Genomic DNA, 16,375 nt, shown 5'->3' with positions numbered 1-16,375 from the left:
TAACAACTCACTGCGATAGCATCATGCTCAGCCGTTGTATTGCGCCCTGAAAGGGGGGAAGGATCCCGCAAAGCGCATCTGCGTCCGGTTAACATAGACATGAAGCAAATCAGAAACGTCTCGTGATCTGAACAGCCCTCGCGGCGAGACGCAACTCTGCGACGAACCACCTTGCGCGCAGCGCCTTGGAGTGCGTGTGCGAAGCACCGCTTTGGTGGGAAGCTTTGTGGTGAAGAGCTTCCTGCAGGCACGCTCCCACCAGGTAGTTTTACATCACAAGAACGCAGTGACCCGCGACCTCCGCTTGAAGTTATGGATAGCTTCTGCGTCAACCACCTCGTGGCGCCTCCTCCCAAAGCGGTACTTCGTACGCGCACTCCAAAGCGCTGCGCGCAAGGTGCGTGTCCGCTCATGGAGACTCCAGGCTGGTTCGTGCCGGACACATCACGAGACGTGCCTAAAACGTTCTGGAGTTCTTACTCTTGACGGACATGCGTCTTGTGGAATCCGGATATGATACACCATGATGCCGTCGGCAGGCAGGTAATACAGGAACACACTGCCGCTGGCACAAACCCCACGCCCCCCCGTAAACAATGAAGGGCCTCCGCGGAGGCCCTTCACAAAACTTTTATGGCTGTCTACCGTCTGCCGTTGTTTACCGGTCGAACATCGACTTCTGCTCGCGGTCGCCGACCTTCAGGTAGCGGTAGTACACCTCCAGCATGAGGGTGCACAGGGCAGTGGAGTAGACATTGTCGCCACCGGCGGAAGGATTGTGCGCGGCGCCATTGGGCTTCCAGCTGCCATCCGGCTGCTGGGCCTTGAGGAGCTGCGGAAGCACAAGCTCGTTCCAGTATTTCCATTCCTCACCGCCATACTGGAAGAAGCACTGGTGGTAGTAGTACCAGCCGTACATGTCGCCCGTGGTGAATTCCGGCGGCTCCTTCTTGAAGAGTTCGTGTGCGAAGCCGATGGCCTTCTTGATTTCCGTCTTCTTGCCACCATGGGCGAGCGTCTGGAGACCCAGAGTGCCGGCGCCGGTCAGGTTCCACTGGTTGTAGCCACCTTCACGGTTGGGGTTGCCGATGCCGCCGTCCTTGGTCTGCTTGCCCTCGATGTACTTCACGGTCTTGTCGATGGCAGGACCCAGGCCATTGATCTTCAGGCTGGTGAGCTTGGCGGCCTTGAGCGCCTGGTATTGCCAGCCCGTGACGGAAAGGTCCTCGCGGCTGGGAGAGTAGAAGCCCTTCTCCGTGTCATACACCCAGCTGCCGCCAGCTTGCTGGTTGTCGATGATGACCTTCACGCCGTCCTCAAATGCCTCGCGCATGCCCGGGAGCGACTTGCTGCCCATACGAGCCAGCGTGTACATCTCGCCGAGGGCGTAGGTCGCGATGCCGTGCTCGTACACTGGAGCGTTGCCCGAGGTGGCCTGGCTGAACATCTTGTAGGGATTCTTCTTCTGCATCTCAATGAGGAAGAGAATGCCCTTCATCACATTGTCGCCGTAGTAGATGGACTCCGGCGTCTCGCAGCGGCCGAGGAAACACAGGAGGGCAAAGCCAGTCATGGCGCCCTTGGAGTTGGTGCCCCAGCTGCCATCCGGCTTCTGCTTGCTCTTGAGATATTCCAAGGCATTGCTCACGGCGCGCTCACACTCGGCAGTGCCACCGCTTTCCTTGAGCTTCTGAAGACGTTCCGCGCTGCTGCAGCGGCTTCTCATGGAGGGAGGCAGGCTCACGAAGCCGGTATTGCCACCGATGCCGGTACCCTTGCCAAATCCACCACCCGCACCGCCGCTGCCGAAACCACCACTGCCCATCGAGCCGCCCATGAGGCTGCTCATTTCCGGCATGTCGATGGACTCCATCGGCACTTCCGGAAGCGAAATGGCGCTCGTGGCACTCATGGACACCACCTTGCGCATGGGATTGCTCTTGTTCAGCGAGCTGCGCTTTTTGTTCTGCACCTTCTGGGAGAGCTGCTGGCTAGCCTGCTGCCCTTCCTTGTTGCCGCCACCGGGGAGGAAGTCGACCTTCTTCTCCGTGCTGTACTCCTTCACAATGAAGAAGGCACCAATGAGCAGGCCGGCGTGGATGAGCAAGCTGATGAGGAAGGAACCGCCACCCACCTTGTTCCAGTACTGGACAAAGATATTCTTCTTGGGGGCCGGAGCGTAGTGCGGCTGCTGAAACTCAGGGTGCCCCTCGGCATAGACGGGTGCGCCTTCTTCATAGGCAGCCGTCTCGAGCTGCACCGCGGAGGATGCCGTGGGAGGCGGAATCACGGGCGCAGCCGGAATCGGCACGGCAGAAGAGCTGCTCCCACCAGGGGTCAGAGACTGGATCTGGACGGGCGGCACGCCGGGATTCGGCGGTGGCACGGGATTGCCACTGGATGATTGCTGTTCACTCATGAGCGGGAAGTGGCCAAATAACGACCATGACACCGCGATATTAGCACATGCGGTAAAAAAACTTGTAGCACAAACTCCTAAAATTCTTCAGAGCCGACGGTGAAGGTCACGTTGGAAATCTTGGCCTTGGCGAGGGCGTTCATCACGTCAATGATGCGACCGTACTTGGCCTGCTCCTCGGTCACCAGGGTCACGAGGACTTTGCTGCCCCGGTCATCCGCATCCTTTTTCAGGCGGATGAGGCTGTCGGTGAGGGTCGGCAACTTCTTGGCCTGGTCGGGAGGCAGACCGGCGTCATACACCTCTTCATTCATGGTGACGAGGTCGTCCTCAGCCACTTCGATGGTGATTTCATCCGGCAGCACCACGTCGTCGTTGGTAGTGGTGGCCACGCCGGGGAGCGCTGTCTTCAGCTCGTACTCCACCTTCACGCTGTTGGCCATGACCATGAAGAAAAGCATGATCACGAACACCACGTCGATCATGGGTGCGATCTGGAATCCGGCGTTGGGATTCTCAGTTTCAATCTCTCTGCGCCGACGGTGTCCGTGACTGCTCATTTGAGGAATTAGGAAGAAGAACTGGAAACTGTCTGTCTGTCTGACTGGACTACTGATTCAACGCCGAGAAGGAAAGATCCGAGTACCCCGCATTAGCCAGGATGCTCATGGTCCGCTGGATCTCGACGGCAGGCAGGCGACTGTCACCGCGAATGATGAGGCGGTAGCCTTCAATGGTCTCCTTGCGTTGCTTCAGCCGCTCCACCAGCAACGCGGTGTCATCAAAGGTGGCACCCTCGAACGAGAATACTCCCTTCTGGGTCTTCGGATCCCACTTCACATTGATGGCGCCTTCCTGGACCTTGGCCTTCTCCGCCTTTTTCGCGTCTGGGGCCACGGGCAGGACAATGTCCTTGTCGATCTGCAAGACCGACGCCGTGGTGATGCTCATGAAGAAAATGAGCAACACGAGCAAGCAGTCGATCATCGGAGCAATTTGAAACTCCGGTTCGCCGCTTTCCATACTACCGCCGCCGCCGCCCATAAGTCAGAAAAGGTAAGAGATTGTTTGAAACTTGATTCTTGGGAGATTGGAGCCTGCAGACGCAGGCTCCGTTCAATTTGCCTCTTAGGCAGGCACCGCATGGGCCGCACCGGCGTCGTCCGCCACCCAGTTCGGGCGAGCAGCGAAGAACTCTTCCTCACCCACGTGGCAGTCCTTGAGGTCTTCGTACGGCATCTTGCGGAACAAGGAGACCACGATTTCCTGGGCGTAGTGGATGGAACCCTGCAGGCGGTTGCGCAGCACACGTAGAACATCATGAACGCCGGAATAGCGATGGCCAGACCGGACGCCGTGGCGATGAGCACTTCACCGATGGCTGCGGACAGACCAGAGGGGTCGCCCACGCCGGCGGTACCGAGGTGTTCGAACGCCGTCACCATGCCCGTTACCGTACCCAGCAGCCCCACCATCGGTGTGCACACACCGATAACGGAGAGGTAGTTGATTCGGGTGGTGGTCGCGGCGTTGAACTTGTTCAGTTCACCGATCATGGCGTCTTCCGTGGCCTGCTGGCCGTCGCCGATGAAGCTGAGAGCCACGCGGGTGGCGTCGCTGAAGGCGGAGGGGTTGTTCTTGCAGTGCTGGTACGCTCCCACGTAGTCCCCCATGCGGAAGAGGTCCTTCGCGCCATTCACGTGCGCATCCGGAGCCAGCTTCTTCTTGCCCGTGCGGATCCAGAGGTCCACGGACAGCCAGATGGTGAGCACCGAGAAGCCAAGGATGGGGTACATCACCCATCCACCTTCCTGGAACTTTTGCAGCATCGTCTTCCTGTGCACCGCAGCCTTGCCCGCCTCACCCGCTGCAGCAGGCGCAGTCGCCTCCTCCGCAAACGCATTGATGGAGCCGCAAAGCAACGTGCCACAGACGAGCAGTCGTCCAATCCATTGGGTTGTTCGGGAACGGGTACGATTCGGGGATGTGATGTGCATGGTATCTGATTACTTTGAATCTGGGTTTGCGGCGGTCTTTGGTGATTCTTGCTTGTCCTTCTCCTTGTTCTTGGAGCCAGGAACCTTGTCCGCCTTGTTGGGCAGACCGTTGATGGGCAGCATTTCCTTCTTCGCGGTCTCCGCGATCTCCGACCCAGCATAGAGTTCCTGAATTCTCTGATAATAACCGACGGCGTCTTTGAAAAGTTCCATCTTCGCCAGCATGCGGGCGGCGGACAACTCGGCCTGCGGAACCAGGGCGCCCTGGCTGCCGTAGAAGACAGGCACGTGGAGATAGGCCTCAAAGGCCTGCTCCCAGCGCTCCTGGCGGGTGTGAATCTCCGCAATGGTGATCCACAGGCGGGCCGCCACGTTGGAGTCGTCCGTATCGCGGAGCAGGCTCTCGGCACGACCCAGGATCGCCTCCAGATCCGACGAGGTGCGGCGGTCCATGTTGAGCTTCACGATGCGGAGTTTGAACTCCTTCGTCTTGTCCCACTTCATGCCTTCCACTTCAGGCAGCGCACGCAGCAGTCCATCGAAGTCGCCCGCCTGGTCCATCGTCTCGACGAGGGCGAAGGCCACCTCATTATAGGGGCTGCCTTTCACCGACTTCAGGGGCTTGAAGAAGTCCTTGGCCTTCTGCAGGGTCTCAATAGCCTCCTTCGATTTGCCCTCGGACATCAGCGTGTGCGCCTCCAGGACCTGGGTGACTTCCGGCCACTCGAGGCGGTCAATGTTCTCCACGGGCACCATCACCACAGCGGACTGGCCGTTGGAGAGGGTCTTTTTCTGCTGGATTTTGCCCCCCTCGATGGAGAACTGGCCTCCCGGAATGCGGCTGCCGTCCTTGAGCACCAGCGCCTGGGCATGCAGGCCAGCGGTGAAAAGGCAGAGGAATGAAAAGATGATTGCGGCTTTCATGAAGCGAAGCGGAAGCTGCTCAAAATACTATAGACTGGACTAGGGGCCGACGGAATTGATAAGCGTTCTGCCCTGCTCGAACTCAGGCTGGTCCGTGATGTCCTTCTGGCGCAACATCTCTTCGAGCACGGTACGGGCGCTCGCGTTGTCCTTGATCTGGATGTAGCACTCGGCTGCACGCAGGTAGGCTTTGGCCAGAATGGGCTTGTTCTTGCGGTTGGCGATGATGATTTTCCGGTAGAAGTCGATGGCCTTCTTCGGTTCGCCCTTGGCTTCGTAGGACTGGCCGGCGCCAAAGAGGCCCTCTGGCATGGCAGGACGCCAGTCGCGGGTGTTGATGACGGTCTCGTACAGCTTCAGCGCCTCATCATGCTTGCCCATCGCCAGGAGGGTCTTCGCACGACCAAGGGTACCGTTCAGGATGCTGTCCGGGCTGAAGCCATACTTCTCAACGGCCTCCGTGAACAGGGTCAGGGCGTTCTCGTAGTCCTTCTTCTGGTAGGCGATTTCACCGAGACCGGTGGGCGCCTTGTCCCCGAACTCGCTGGTGGGATACTTCAAGCGGATCTGCTCGTAGTACTGACCAGCCTTGTCGACGTCACCCTTCTTGAACATCAGATCGCCAAGAGTCGCGAGAAGCAGCGGGCTCAGTTCCTCCGCCTTGGCAGCATCTGGGATGAGGTTGATGAGATTCTCAAACTTGGTCACATCTTTGAAGAGGCGGGCGATAAGCGCGCGTCCGTAGAGGATGCGGGCGGCGGCGGTTCCATTCATGTTGCCACCTTCCGGCGTGACGAGTTGTTTGAACTCCTCTTCCACTTGCTCAAACGTGAGCTCAGGGGCGGCAGGTGCAGGGGCCGCAGCAGGTGCGGCGCCAGTAGCGGCAGCGCCATCAGGCGGAGGCGTGGCTGCCGCGCCGTCAGGAGTAGCAGCAGGTGCGGGGGCAGGAGCAGCAGCTACCACGGCGCGGGGACGGCGCTTGGGCACCATCATGGTCGTGAGCTGCTGGATGAGTACTTCTACCTGTTCATTGCCAGGATTGCCAAGGTGGGGGGCCATCTCTTGGGCTACCAGCTTGCGTGCGGACTGCTCTGCGGCCCTGGCTTCGTCCAGCTTGCCCTGGCTCTGAAGCTCCTTGGCCTCACGTTCGTTGGCGCGGGTGATCCAGTAGATGGCCTTCAGCGCTCCGGGTTTGCCCTTTTCCGCATTGTAGTACTTGCTCCACATGTCCTGGAGCTCCTTCCACATGCCCTTTTCCACCATGAGATTGGTGGCGTTTTCAATGGCGTAGTTGATCACGTCCGGAGACTTGGCCTTGTCCCACCGCGTTGCGGTAGGCCTCCAGGGTCTTGAGCACATAGTCCACACCCTTCTTGGCTTCTTCTTCCGTGGGCTGGCGCTGGGCATACACGTCCCCAAGCAGGGACCAGACCTGACCGATGTTCTGGTCATTGGGATGGTCCACCGTCAGCTTCTCCAGGTCCGCGAGGGCCTCCTTCAGGTTTGTCTGCGCCTGCACTTCGATGAAGGCGAGACGGTAGCGCGCGTCCACGACGTTTTCGCCCTTCGGATTATCCGCGATGTAATCACGGAGAGCGCGACGGGCCTTCACGGAGTCGTTCTGGAAGAAATACGAAAGCGCAATGTAGTACTGGGCCATCGGACGCTGCACCGAGGTCTTGTGCTCGGACACGATGGTCTGGAAGGTGCCGCGGGCGGCGTCGAACTTCTGACCTTCAAACTGGACCACTCCCAGCAGGAACATGAGCGAGACCTTCTGCTCGGGGTCCTTGGTGGCAGCGACCACGCGCTGCAGCGATTCTTCCGCCGCTTCCAGGTTGCCGCTCTCGTAGGCCAGCGAGCCAAACATCTGCGTCACTTCGTTGATGAACTTCCCATCCGGAAAATCCTTCATGTAGACCTCGCACAGCTTGTAGGCGCGGCCAGCGCGTTCGATCCGCTGGTTGGCGGCAATCATGCCGAACAGGGCGCCATCACGACCGGGGAATTCCCTGTAGTTCTCGTAGACTTCCTTGAACGCGAGGATGGCCTCGTGCATGCGCTGCATCTCATAGAAGCACTGGCCGAGGCGGTAGTAGATGTTCGCGTCGTAGTCCTTCACCGCTTCGATGTCTTCCAGCACCTTCTTGTTCTGGGCGAGAAGCGCGTCCGCCTCTTCCTTCGAGAGAAGCTTGCCCATGAACTGCACACGTCCGCCCGCGGCGATGGACGAGACCCAGCCCTCGATGACAGCGAGGCGCTCCTTCTGCAGGCGCACCAGTTCCGAGTGGCGGCGCATGCTCTGGTAGGCACGCAGCGCCTCCCCGAAGTTGCTCGACTCCAGCATCGCATCCCCCACCTTTTGGGCGAGGATGTTGAGTTCCACGATGCTCTCGGCACCGCTGGTACCGCTGCGGAGACGCTCCATCAACGCGGAAGCCTTGTCCGACTGGCCCTTGGCCACATAGATGTCCGCCGCAAGCAAGATGGCCTGCTGCTGCTCCTGCGTGGGCGCGCCCTGCTGGTCCTTCAGCACCACCTCGAGAATCTGCAGCGCCTCATCCGGCTGGCCTGCCTTCTTGTGGTGGTTGGCGATCATCAACCCGGCGCGGTCGCGCAACTCATCCACCGCGGCAGCTTTCTTGAGCGCCTCGATGCCCTTCTCCGCCATGCCGGCGCTGAGGTAGGACTCACCAAGCGCCATCATGGCGTCGTTCACAGCTCCCTCCTCAGGATACGTGGTGACAAACTTCTCGAAGAAGGTCGCCGCCTTGTCGAACTGCTTGAGATTGAAGTGGCAGGCCCCCTCCATGAAAATCACCTGGGGGAAGTCCTTGTTGTTGGTCTTCGTATGGAAGGCCCCAATCTTTTGCAGGGCCACGTCATACATGCCCTTGGAGAAGGAGCTCTGGATGTCGTTGAACATCTGCTCCATTTCCTGCTCCGGATTCAGCGCTGTACCGGGTGCTGCAGGCGCAGCCGGAGTTGCCGGTGCCGCTGGCGTGGCCGGCGGCTTCGGAGGAGTTGCTTGTCCTACAAGCGAACCGGTAAGACAAAGACTGAAGGCAAAGAAGAAAAGCGTTCTCATAGAGCACTCTGTCAGAAGACAAGGGCGTAGGGTGTCATTCTGACGGGACGGGCATTGGATCAGCAAGGCAATTTTTATGGCGGGGGCCGGTTTTTTAACCACCAAGCATTGGTTTGGCGAGAAAAAAATAAACAGCTCGGTGGATACGATTTTAGGGCCTGGTTTGGCTAAACGAGGCACAACGAAGTAGCCGACAGAACCTTAGACACGGATTCGGCGAAAGGTTGCAAATAAGGCTGCGCTTGTCATGCTGTAGCCCCTTTTCCCAAATCATGAGCAGCAAGAAGATCATCCTGAAGTTCGGCAGTGGCATTCTCACGCGCACCGATCGCGCGGAAACGGATGAAGAACAGCTCTGCAAACTGGTGCAGGCCATCGCGGAACTGAAGCGGCGCGGGCACGATGTCGTGGTGGTGAGCAGCGGCGCGGTCGCCTCGGGCCTGAAAGCCATGGGCTTCAAGGAGCGTCCCCAGGACATGGTCACCCTGCAAGCCTGTGCCGCTGTGGGACAAACGATGCTCATGCACACGTATCAAAGTTTCCTCCGTGGACACGGATTGAACGTGGGACAACTGCTTCTCACCCATGCAGATCTTGAGAGTCAGGACCGTGCAGAAAAGGTGAAAGCCACCCTCCTCCGGCTGCTGGAGTCCGATAATGTGATTCCCATCATTAATGAAAATGACTCCGTGGCGGTCGAGGAACTGCGCTTTGGCGACAATGACAAACTCTCCGCCCGCGTGGCCCTGCTCTGGAAGGCGGACTTGCTCATCCTGCTGACCAGCGTGCCCGGCCTCATGAACCTGAAGGACAGCGGCTCCGTGGAAATCGTGCCGGTGGTGGCGAACGTGGAGGACTGCCTGCACCTGGCTGAGGAAGTCAAGGGCTCGCTCTCCGTCGGCGGAATGACCTCCAAGCTGCGCGCCGTGCAAGATGCCGTGCAGGGGGGCATTCCCTGCATCATCGCGAGCGGCCGTCACCCGGAGCAGCTTGCGGACTTGGTGGAAGGTGGCGGCGTGGGCACGCGCTTCCCGCTTCCTGCGTAACCAACCGATGGGCGCTCTGCTCCGGGAGCGCCCACGGCACGTATCCTTCCCAGCTTTATCCCCTTTCTTTTCCTGCCCACCAGCCCGTCTTCACGAACAGTCATGACCTCCCAAGAAATCCAGAGCCGCATCCTCGAAATGGGTGCCCGCGCCCGGGCGGCCTCGCGTGAACTCGTCAAGCTGACCTCGGAGCAGAAGAACAACGTGCTCCGCGCCATGGCAGCGGAGGTGCGCAGTCGCCAGAAGACCATCCTGGAGGCCAATGCCAAGGACATCGCCACCGCAGAGCAGAAGGGCCTTTCCAAGCCCATGGTGCAGCGCCTGGAGCTGAACCCGAAGTCCTTGGAAGCCATCGCCATAGCCATCGAACAGGTGGCTGACCTGCCCGACCCCGTGGGCGAGGTGCTGGGCGAATGGACCCGCCCCAACGGCCTGAAGTTTCGCAAGGAGCGGGTGCCCATCGGGGTCATCGGCATCATCTACGAATCCCGCCCCAATGTGACCAGCGACGCCGCAGTGCTCTGCTTCAAGACGGGCAATGCCACCATTTTGCGCGGCGGCTCGGAGGCCATCCACTCCAACACCGCGCTGGCCGATGCCCTGCAGAAGGGCGGCGAGCGCGCCGGCCTGCCTGCGGACAGCATCCAGCTTATCCCCTTCACGGACCGCGAGAGCGTGACCCACCTGGCCCAGATGGACCAGTACCTCGACCTCATCATCCCCCGTGGTGGCAAGGGGCTCATCGAGCGTGTGGTGAAGGAGGCCCGCATGCCCGTCATCAAGCACTACGACGGCGTGTGCCACGTGTACGTGCATGAGGACGCCAGCTTCGAGATGGCCGCCGACCTCATCATCAATGGCAAGGTCCAGAAGCCGAGCGCCTGCAACGCGGTGGAATCCGTGCTGGTGCATGAGGCAATTGCCGAAGGTTTCGCCGCCACCCTCGCCGACCTGCTGCGCCATCAGGGCGTAGAAGTGCGCGCTGACGCCACGCTGCAGAAATACTGGCCCGGCGCCAAGGCTGCCACCGAGGAGGACTGGAACACGGAATACCTCGACCTAATCCTCTCCGCCAAAACGGTGAAGGGCGTGGATGAAGCCATCGCCCACATCAACACCCACGGTTCCCGCCACACGGATACCGTGGTGACGGAAACCGAGTCCGTGGCCAAACAGTTCATGCACGAAGTGGACAGCGCCGTGGTGCTCTGGAACGCCAGCACGCGCTTCAACGACGGTGGTGAGTTCGGCTTCGGCGCGGAAATCGGCATCAGCACCGACAAGCTCCACGCACGCGGCCCCATGGGCCTCGCAGAGCTGTGCAGCTACAAGTACCTCGTGACCGGTACTGGGCAGGTGCGGGCGTAGTAATGGTGCTGTGTCTGCGTATGGAGCAGTTGGATTCGCGGTGAGACGCCGCGCTTCCAAAGGAGCGCGGACACTCTTGTCCGCTACCCCTGATACACCACCCTCTTTCATTCGGCAGGCAAGGCAGCATTCCACCAGCTGCTTCAGAGATGTCACACGCAGCTTCCACAAGATGGAAATCGCTGTGCTACAGAACGGCGGACAAGAGTGTCCACGCTCCTTTGCCGGGCCCTTCGCTCCCTGCACAAGACCCATTTTGCACTCCTGCTAGTATAAGATTGCTGCAACATCCCCTCCCCGCCCTTCGTCTGGCAGGGATGAAACGCATTCTTGCCACCTTGGCGCTCCTGGCGAGCGGCATCCTTCCCGTTGCCGCAGCGGAGACCACTCCCCCGCCTTCGAAAGCCAAGCCCAACATTCTCTTCATCGCCATCGATGACCTGAACCACTGGGTCGGCTACCTGGGGCGTAACAAGCAAACCATCACGCCCAACATCGACAAGCTCGCAGCTCGCGGCGTGCGTTTCACCCGCAGCTACTGCGCCGCCCCCGTCTGCAATCCCTCTCGCGCGGCCCTCATGTCCGGCATGCGCCCCAGCACCACAGGCGTGTATAGCAACAACGACGACTGGCGCACGGTCATCCCAGAGGACAAGACCCTCATCACCACCTTCCGCAACGCCGGCTACTTCACCTGCGGCGCAGGCAAAATCTACCACGGCGGCTTCGACCGGACCAGCGAGTGGGAAGAATACCCCAAGGAGAAGGGCAAGGAACCCAAACCCCAGGGCAGCGATGGCGTGGGCGGCATCAAGTTCGCCCCGCTCGACTGCGCAGACTCCGATATCTCCGACTGGGGCATCACCGACTACGCCATCGAACAGCTCGGCAAGAAGCACGACAAGCCCGTCTTCATCGCCTGCGGCCTGCACAAACCGCACATGCCCTGGAATGTCCCGCAGAAGTACTACGACATGCACCCGCTGGACCAGATTGAGCTGCCCCCGCATCTCGAAAGCGATCTCGATGACATCCCGCCTGCCGGGGTGCGGATGGCCAAGCCCGAAGGCGACCATGCCGCCATGCTGAAAAGCGGACGCTGGAAGGAAGCCGTGCAGGGCTACCTCGCTGCCATCAGCTACACCGACATGAACATCGGCCGTCTCATGGAGGCCTATGACAAGTCCCCGATGAAGGACAACACCATCATCGTCTTCTGGGGCGACCACGGCTGGCACCTCGGTGAGAAGCAGCACTGGAGGAAATTCGCCCTCTGGGAGGAGTCCACCCGCGCTCCCCTGCTCTGGGTCGTCCCCGGCCTGACCAAGCCGGACAGCCTGTGCGAGCGCACCGTGGACTACATGACCATCTACCCCACCCTGTGCGACCTCGCAGGCATCCCGACACCGGCGCATGTGGAAGGCAAGAGCATCAAGTCCCTGCTGGCCGATCCCAAGTCCGCCTGGGATACCCCCGCGCTCACGACCCATCTGTTCAGCAACCACGGAGTGCGCTCCGAGGGCTGGCGCTACATCCGTTATGAGAACGGCGACGAGGAACTCTACGACGAAACCAAGGACCCCCTGGAGTACAAGAACCTCGCCGGCGACTCCAACTTCGCCGAGAAGAAAGCCGAATTCGCCAAGTGGTTGCCCAAGGAAAACCAGCCATCCGTGACCTCCAAGGGCGAAGGCAAGGAGAAGGGCAAGGGCAAAGCCGCCAAGAAGAAAAAGCAGGACGACGCAGAGTAGGAAGTCGGGTCTCCTGACCGGACAGTGGCCGGCGGGTTTTCCAACCCGCCATTCACCTAGTCGATGCAGCACGTTGAAGCAGTTCCGCGGACCAAGCCCTTCAAGGCGAACGTCCTTCCACCAAAGATGCGGCAGGGATGCGCTCGTGCGCGTCCCACTTTAAGTGGGCGGAGGCGGTGTGGAGCTGGGGGACAAACGGCCTCGCCACGTGGCATCTCCCTCCACCTCCGCCCGCGATCTACGGACGCGCAGGAGCGCATCCCTACCGTCCCATTGGCGTGGAGGGGCGCTATCACTCAGCGCGAATGGTGCCTCAGGGGCTCAAGTATTCGTTTCGCATTGTGACTGACTGTGAGGATAACTGGGGACATTCACGCTGCCCGGCAACCATCACAAAAAAATTGGCGGGTTGAGAAACCCGCCAACCCCAGCCCGATCAGGAGACCAGGCTTTTATTATGTAAGTCTACCCCAACCTCAATCCGGCGGCCCAAACGCCTGCTGCTGCGGCACCTTGGTGAAGGTCCCCTGCCCCGAGATGTTGTACTTGTGATTGTCAGAGAAGATCTTGAAGCTGCTCGTACTCTCCGGGACCGTCACCGTCTTGCCGTTCAAGACTTCCACTGTCTTGCCCACGATCTTCACCACAGGGGAATTCAGCTGCGAGTTATCGGTAAACCTCACGCCACCGTTGGCGCCTTGTGCAAAGAGCTGAATGAGGGTCCCGGCATTGATGGTGGTTCCGCCAACGTTGATCCACCCGTTGGCTCCGTAGGTGGTGGCCTTGAAGATGTCCCCTGAGGTCTGGGTGTTGAGGAGATGGATGTTCCCCGCCAGCGCCTCCATTTCAATGTTCCGCGCTTCCACCAGACTGTTGGAGATATTGATATCCCCCTGCTGCGCTACCAACTTCACGAGCTTGCTCGGCTCGACGAAGGACAACGCCTTGAGCTCGGAGCTGTTGCTGACGTTGATATGGCGCTTGGCGGTCACCGTGAGGTTCCGCTTGTTGGCGATGACTTTGGCGCCATTGAAATTAGCATCCTGACCTGCCTCGATGTTCACCGCATCTGCCACGACCTTCGCCTCGGTGAAATTCACATCGCGGCCGGCGATCACATTCAGATTCGCCGTGAAGGTGCCCTCATAGTAGTCACCTCCGGACTCCAAGAAAATGTCCCCTCCAACATTCACATCACTCGTCGCACTCGCGGCGACGAGGGTCACATTCTGGTTGTAACCGCGGATGGCGTTGCCCTTGGAGGTCTTGATGTCGATGTTGCCGTTCTGGGTGTAGAGGACCAGGTTGTCGATCAGGGTGTCATCCGCCAGATCGAGGAGGCTATCTTCACTGGTTTGGTCCGCCACAACGCCGCCGGCATTCGCAGGCACCTCACCGGGGAACTGGTTGGCTTCGCCCAGAAGAATGCCATTCTGCGAGGCCAGGATCACGTCGCGAATCGGCGGCGGCACCTCGGTGTAGGCGAAGGTATAGGGAAACTCAAAGTAAGGAGTGCCGTTGATGATGAGCCTCTCAAACTTGAAGAGCGCCCAATCTCCGCTGCTGGGATTGCCCGTGGCATCGGAAGGGGCATTCAAAAGCGGCTGCAGCGTCGGGCTGATCACGTCCGTGACGCCAAAGGTGAAGTTCTGGAACAGTCCGTCCGCGAGCCCGTTGTACACAATGCCCTCGGAGGTGATCACACCGCCCTGCTGCACATTGTAAGCCTCCACATGGGGATTGGTGAACACCGTGGAGTTGTTGTTCAGCACCGTGGTGCCGGCGATCAGAGGAGCAATCCCAGTGAAGGTGGGACCGTTCGGACCTGGGTTGGGATTCGGATTGTCACCGTTTCCACCAGGGTTGGGATTGGGGTTGGGCGGGGGCGGATTGTTGTCCGTAATGGTGACGCCCTTGATGACGTTGATGGCGGTGTTGTTGTTCAGGGAAACCAGCGTGCCACGTCCCTCAATAACCATGTTGGTCACCGCGAGATCCCCCTTTTGAATCTCCTTCTGCTGCTGCAGCATGGCCTGGTTGATCTGCTTGGCATTGGGACCAAGGTCATCCCCGCTGATGAGCTTGGAGGTCTTCAGGATTGTGGCAATATCCACGTCCACGGGTTGAGTGAGGACATCCTTCATGATGATCATCTGCCCGGCATTGAGCGTGACGAACTGGCTGGGATTCTTGTTCATGGACAGGTCCACGGAACCCTCCACGCAGATGAGTTTCACAAAGCCGCCGGGGAGATACTCAAACAGAACCGTCGTCCCGGTCACCGCCGCAGTCACGGCCGCCGTGCGGACTTTGGCACCGCCCATTTTCTTGGGTACCTGGAGCATCATCACGCCGGCATCCAGATCCAGGGTCCGCCCATCCCCCTTCAGCGTGAAACGCGAGTTCGCGCCGATGCGGGTGAGTGAATTGTCTGGAAAGCGCAGTTCCGCGCGGGAATCTGCCCCGGTTGCCACGGAAGTGATATTCGTGATTTCCTGGCCCACGGCAGCGGGCTTGGGAGCCTCTTCACCCTTGAGCACATTCACCTGATTGTGCAGGCGGGTGAATTCGGCCTTGCTGTAGCCGGCGGCGAACAGGTTGTTCGCCGTCACGCCTGGCATTGCGCCAGCGGCAAGCAGCGCAAGAAGGAGGGGCTTCGCTTTCATGACAGTATCGGGAGACAGGTAACGAACGGAAAGGAACGACTTCAGGGGAAAGAAAAGAGCGCGAGGCTAGAACTGGTACTTCAGCACGATGGACGGGCCCGCAAGGTGGGCCTCATAGTCGAAGGCATCGAGGTTGCTCTTGTTCAGGGTGAAATTGTAACCTGCACTGAGTTCCATGTACTTTCTGGGGCGCCATGTGACAAAGGAACCGAAATTTTGGTACCAATCCTCACGGTTCTCCAGGTTGAAGTAATCATAGTAAATCAGGCGGTAGGTAAGCGAAAACATCAATTCCCGGGTGATTTTCAGGTTGTATCCCACATGGGCGGAGTGCTCGTGCCGGCGCAGCACGTCCGGCTCGGCATCCAGGGAGAAGGAGCTCATCAGGCTCAGGTTCACACTGTTCAGGCGGTCGATGAGGAACGTCTTCTGGCCGCCCACACGAATGTTGTGGGTGTCATAAATGGGAGACTCATCCAGCCCCTGGGTGATGCGCTGATAATAGTAGTGCAGGTGGAAGACTGAATTCGCCAGTTCCGGCGCGAGCACCAGAATCCCGGCGCTCGCCTCGCCGTTTTCGTAGTCCAGATCGTCCAGTTCGTCATAGGCGTACCAGTGCTGGCCGAGATACGCATCTCCAAAGAACCGGCCCTTGAGCTGCTTCTGCCAGGCGATGTTCACACCCCCAACGTAGAACCAATCGTCAATCTTCCCCCGGTCCACGTTGGCCGCGTTGTCCGTCCAGAAGACGCTGCTGTCCAGCCACGCGGTGAAGGGTTGCACTTTATCCAGGCGCTTGAGAATGAGCTGGTCTCCAAGGTCTCTGTCCCCAGGCGTGGCGGGAGCGTAGTCGTTCTCCGTATCGAATCCGGCGCGGGCGGCCTCCTGCGCACGGTTCAGCGCCCGGGTGGCCGCATCATCCGTGGGGGTGGCAGCAGCGGCACGGGCCGGGTCCAGCTGGGTTTGCGCAGACAGTGGCAGAGCAAGGCCGAGCAAAGCGAACGCAGAAAATGACCGAAGGTGTCGGGACAGGGCAGTCATGAGGCGGGAAAACTCAGGGAGACGGACTAGCTCTAACGAACAGAGGATAAGGATTTTTTAGGGGAAAGTCCAGTG

Annotated in this window: 12 protein-coding genes; 3 read left to right on the top strand and 9 right to left on the bottom strand. The window is 59.7% G+C overall.

The features are described 5' to 3' along the window. Positions 1 to 658: 658 nt before the first annotated feature. From G5S37_RS05145 to G5S37_RS05115, 7 genes are all read right to left on the bottom strand, one after another. Positions 659 to 2,419: a prenyltransferase/squalene oxidase repeat-containing protein gene (locus tag G5S37_RS05145; protein ID WP_165201503.1), complete on the bottom strand. Its 1,761-nt coding sequence runs from the start codon at positions 2,417 to 2,419 to the stop codon at positions 659 to 661. 77 nt (positions 2,420 to 2,496) lie between these two features. Continuing rightward, positions 2,497 to 2,979: a biopolymer transporter ExbD gene (locus G5S37_RS05140; RefSeq protein ID WP_165201501.1), complete on the bottom strand. Its 483-nt coding sequence runs from the start codon at positions 2,977 to 2,979 to the stop codon at positions 2,497 to 2,499. Between the two features lie 49 nt (positions 2,980 to 3,028). After that, positions 3,029 to 3,406: a biopolymer transporter ExbD gene (locus tag G5S37_RS05135; protein ID WP_165201499.1), complete on the bottom strand. Its 378-nt coding sequence runs from the start codon at positions 3,404 to 3,406 to the stop codon at positions 3,029 to 3,031. Next, on the bottom strand, positions 3,403 to 4,416 hold the full coding sequence (locus G5S37_RS05130; protein WP_240914803.1) for a MotA/TolQ/ExbB proton channel family protein: 1,014 nt from the start codon (positions 4,414 to 4,416) through the stop codon (positions 3,403 to 3,405). The genes G5S37_RS05135 and G5S37_RS05130 overlap by 4 nt, the downstream gene beginning before the upstream one ends. Before the next feature lie 9 nt (positions 4,417 to 4,425). Next, complete coding sequence (locus G5S37_RS05125; protein ID WP_165201497.1) at positions 4,426 to 5,340, bottom strand: tetratricopeptide repeat protein; 915 nt, start codon at positions 5,338 to 5,340, stop codon at positions 4,426 to 4,428. Positions 5,341 to 5,379: 39 nt separating this feature from the next. Further along, the gene (locus G5S37_RS05120; protein WP_165201495.1) at positions 5,380 to 6,639 is read right to left on the bottom strand and encodes a tetratricopeptide repeat protein; all 1,260 of its coding nucleotides are present in this window, start codon (positions 6,637 to 6,639) and stop codon (positions 5,380 to 5,382) included. Continuing rightward, complete coding sequence (locus G5S37_RS05115; protein WP_165201493.1) at positions 6,620 to 8,428, bottom strand: tetratricopeptide repeat protein; 1,809 nt, start codon at positions 8,426 to 8,428, stop codon at positions 6,620 to 6,622. The genes G5S37_RS05120 and G5S37_RS05115 overlap by 20 nt, the downstream gene beginning before the upstream one ends. A gap of 272 nt (positions 8,429 to 8,700) precedes the next feature. Here G5S37_RS05115 and proB point away from each other — a divergent pair, with 272 nt between their 5' ends. The 3 genes from proB to G5S37_RS05100 all read left to right on the top strand — a co-directional run bounded on the left by proB (position 8,701) and on the right by G5S37_RS05100 (position 12,593). Then, complete coding sequence (gene proB / locus G5S37_RS05110; protein WP_165201491.1) at positions 8,701 to 9,474, top strand: glutamate 5-kinase; 774 nt, start codon at positions 8,701 to 8,703, stop codon at positions 9,472 to 9,474. A 102-nt stretch (positions 9,475 to 9,576) separates the two neighbouring features. After that, on the top strand, positions 9,577 to 10,842 hold the full coding sequence (locus G5S37_RS05105; protein WP_165201489.1) for a glutamate-5-semialdehyde dehydrogenase: 1,266 nt from the start codon (positions 9,577 to 9,579) through the stop codon (positions 10,840 to 10,842). 317 nt (positions 10,843 to 11,159) lie between these two features. Continuing rightward, positions 11,160 to 12,593: a sulfatase gene (locus tag G5S37_RS05100; protein WP_165201487.1), complete on the top strand. Its 1,434-nt coding sequence runs from the start codon at positions 11,160 to 11,162 to the stop codon at positions 12,591 to 12,593. A 476-nt stretch (positions 12,594 to 13,069) separates the two neighbouring features. Here G5S37_RS05100 and G5S37_RS05095 read toward each other — a convergent pair whose 3' ends face one another. Next, positions 13,070 to 15,259: a FecR domain-containing protein gene (locus tag G5S37_RS05095; protein ID WP_165201485.1), complete on the bottom strand. Its 2,190-nt coding sequence runs from the start codon at positions 15,257 to 15,259 to the stop codon at positions 13,070 to 13,072. Between the two features lie 66 nt (positions 15,260 to 15,325). After that, a complete protein-coding gene (locus G5S37_RS05090; protein WP_165201483.1) occupies positions 15,326 to 16,300 on the bottom strand; it encodes an outer membrane beta-barrel protein in 975 nt (324 codons plus the stop codon). Positions 16,301 to 16,375: the final 75 nt, after the last annotated feature.

It is taken from the genome of Roseimicrobium sp. ORNL1 (assembly GCF_011044495.1).
Taxonomy (GTDB): Bacteria; Verrucomicrobiota; Verrucomicrobiia; order Verrucomicrobiales; family Verrucomicrobiaceae; genus Roseimicrobium.
Note: the sequence above shows the minus strand (reverse complement) of the source record. Positions and strands in the feature narration are given on the sequence as shown.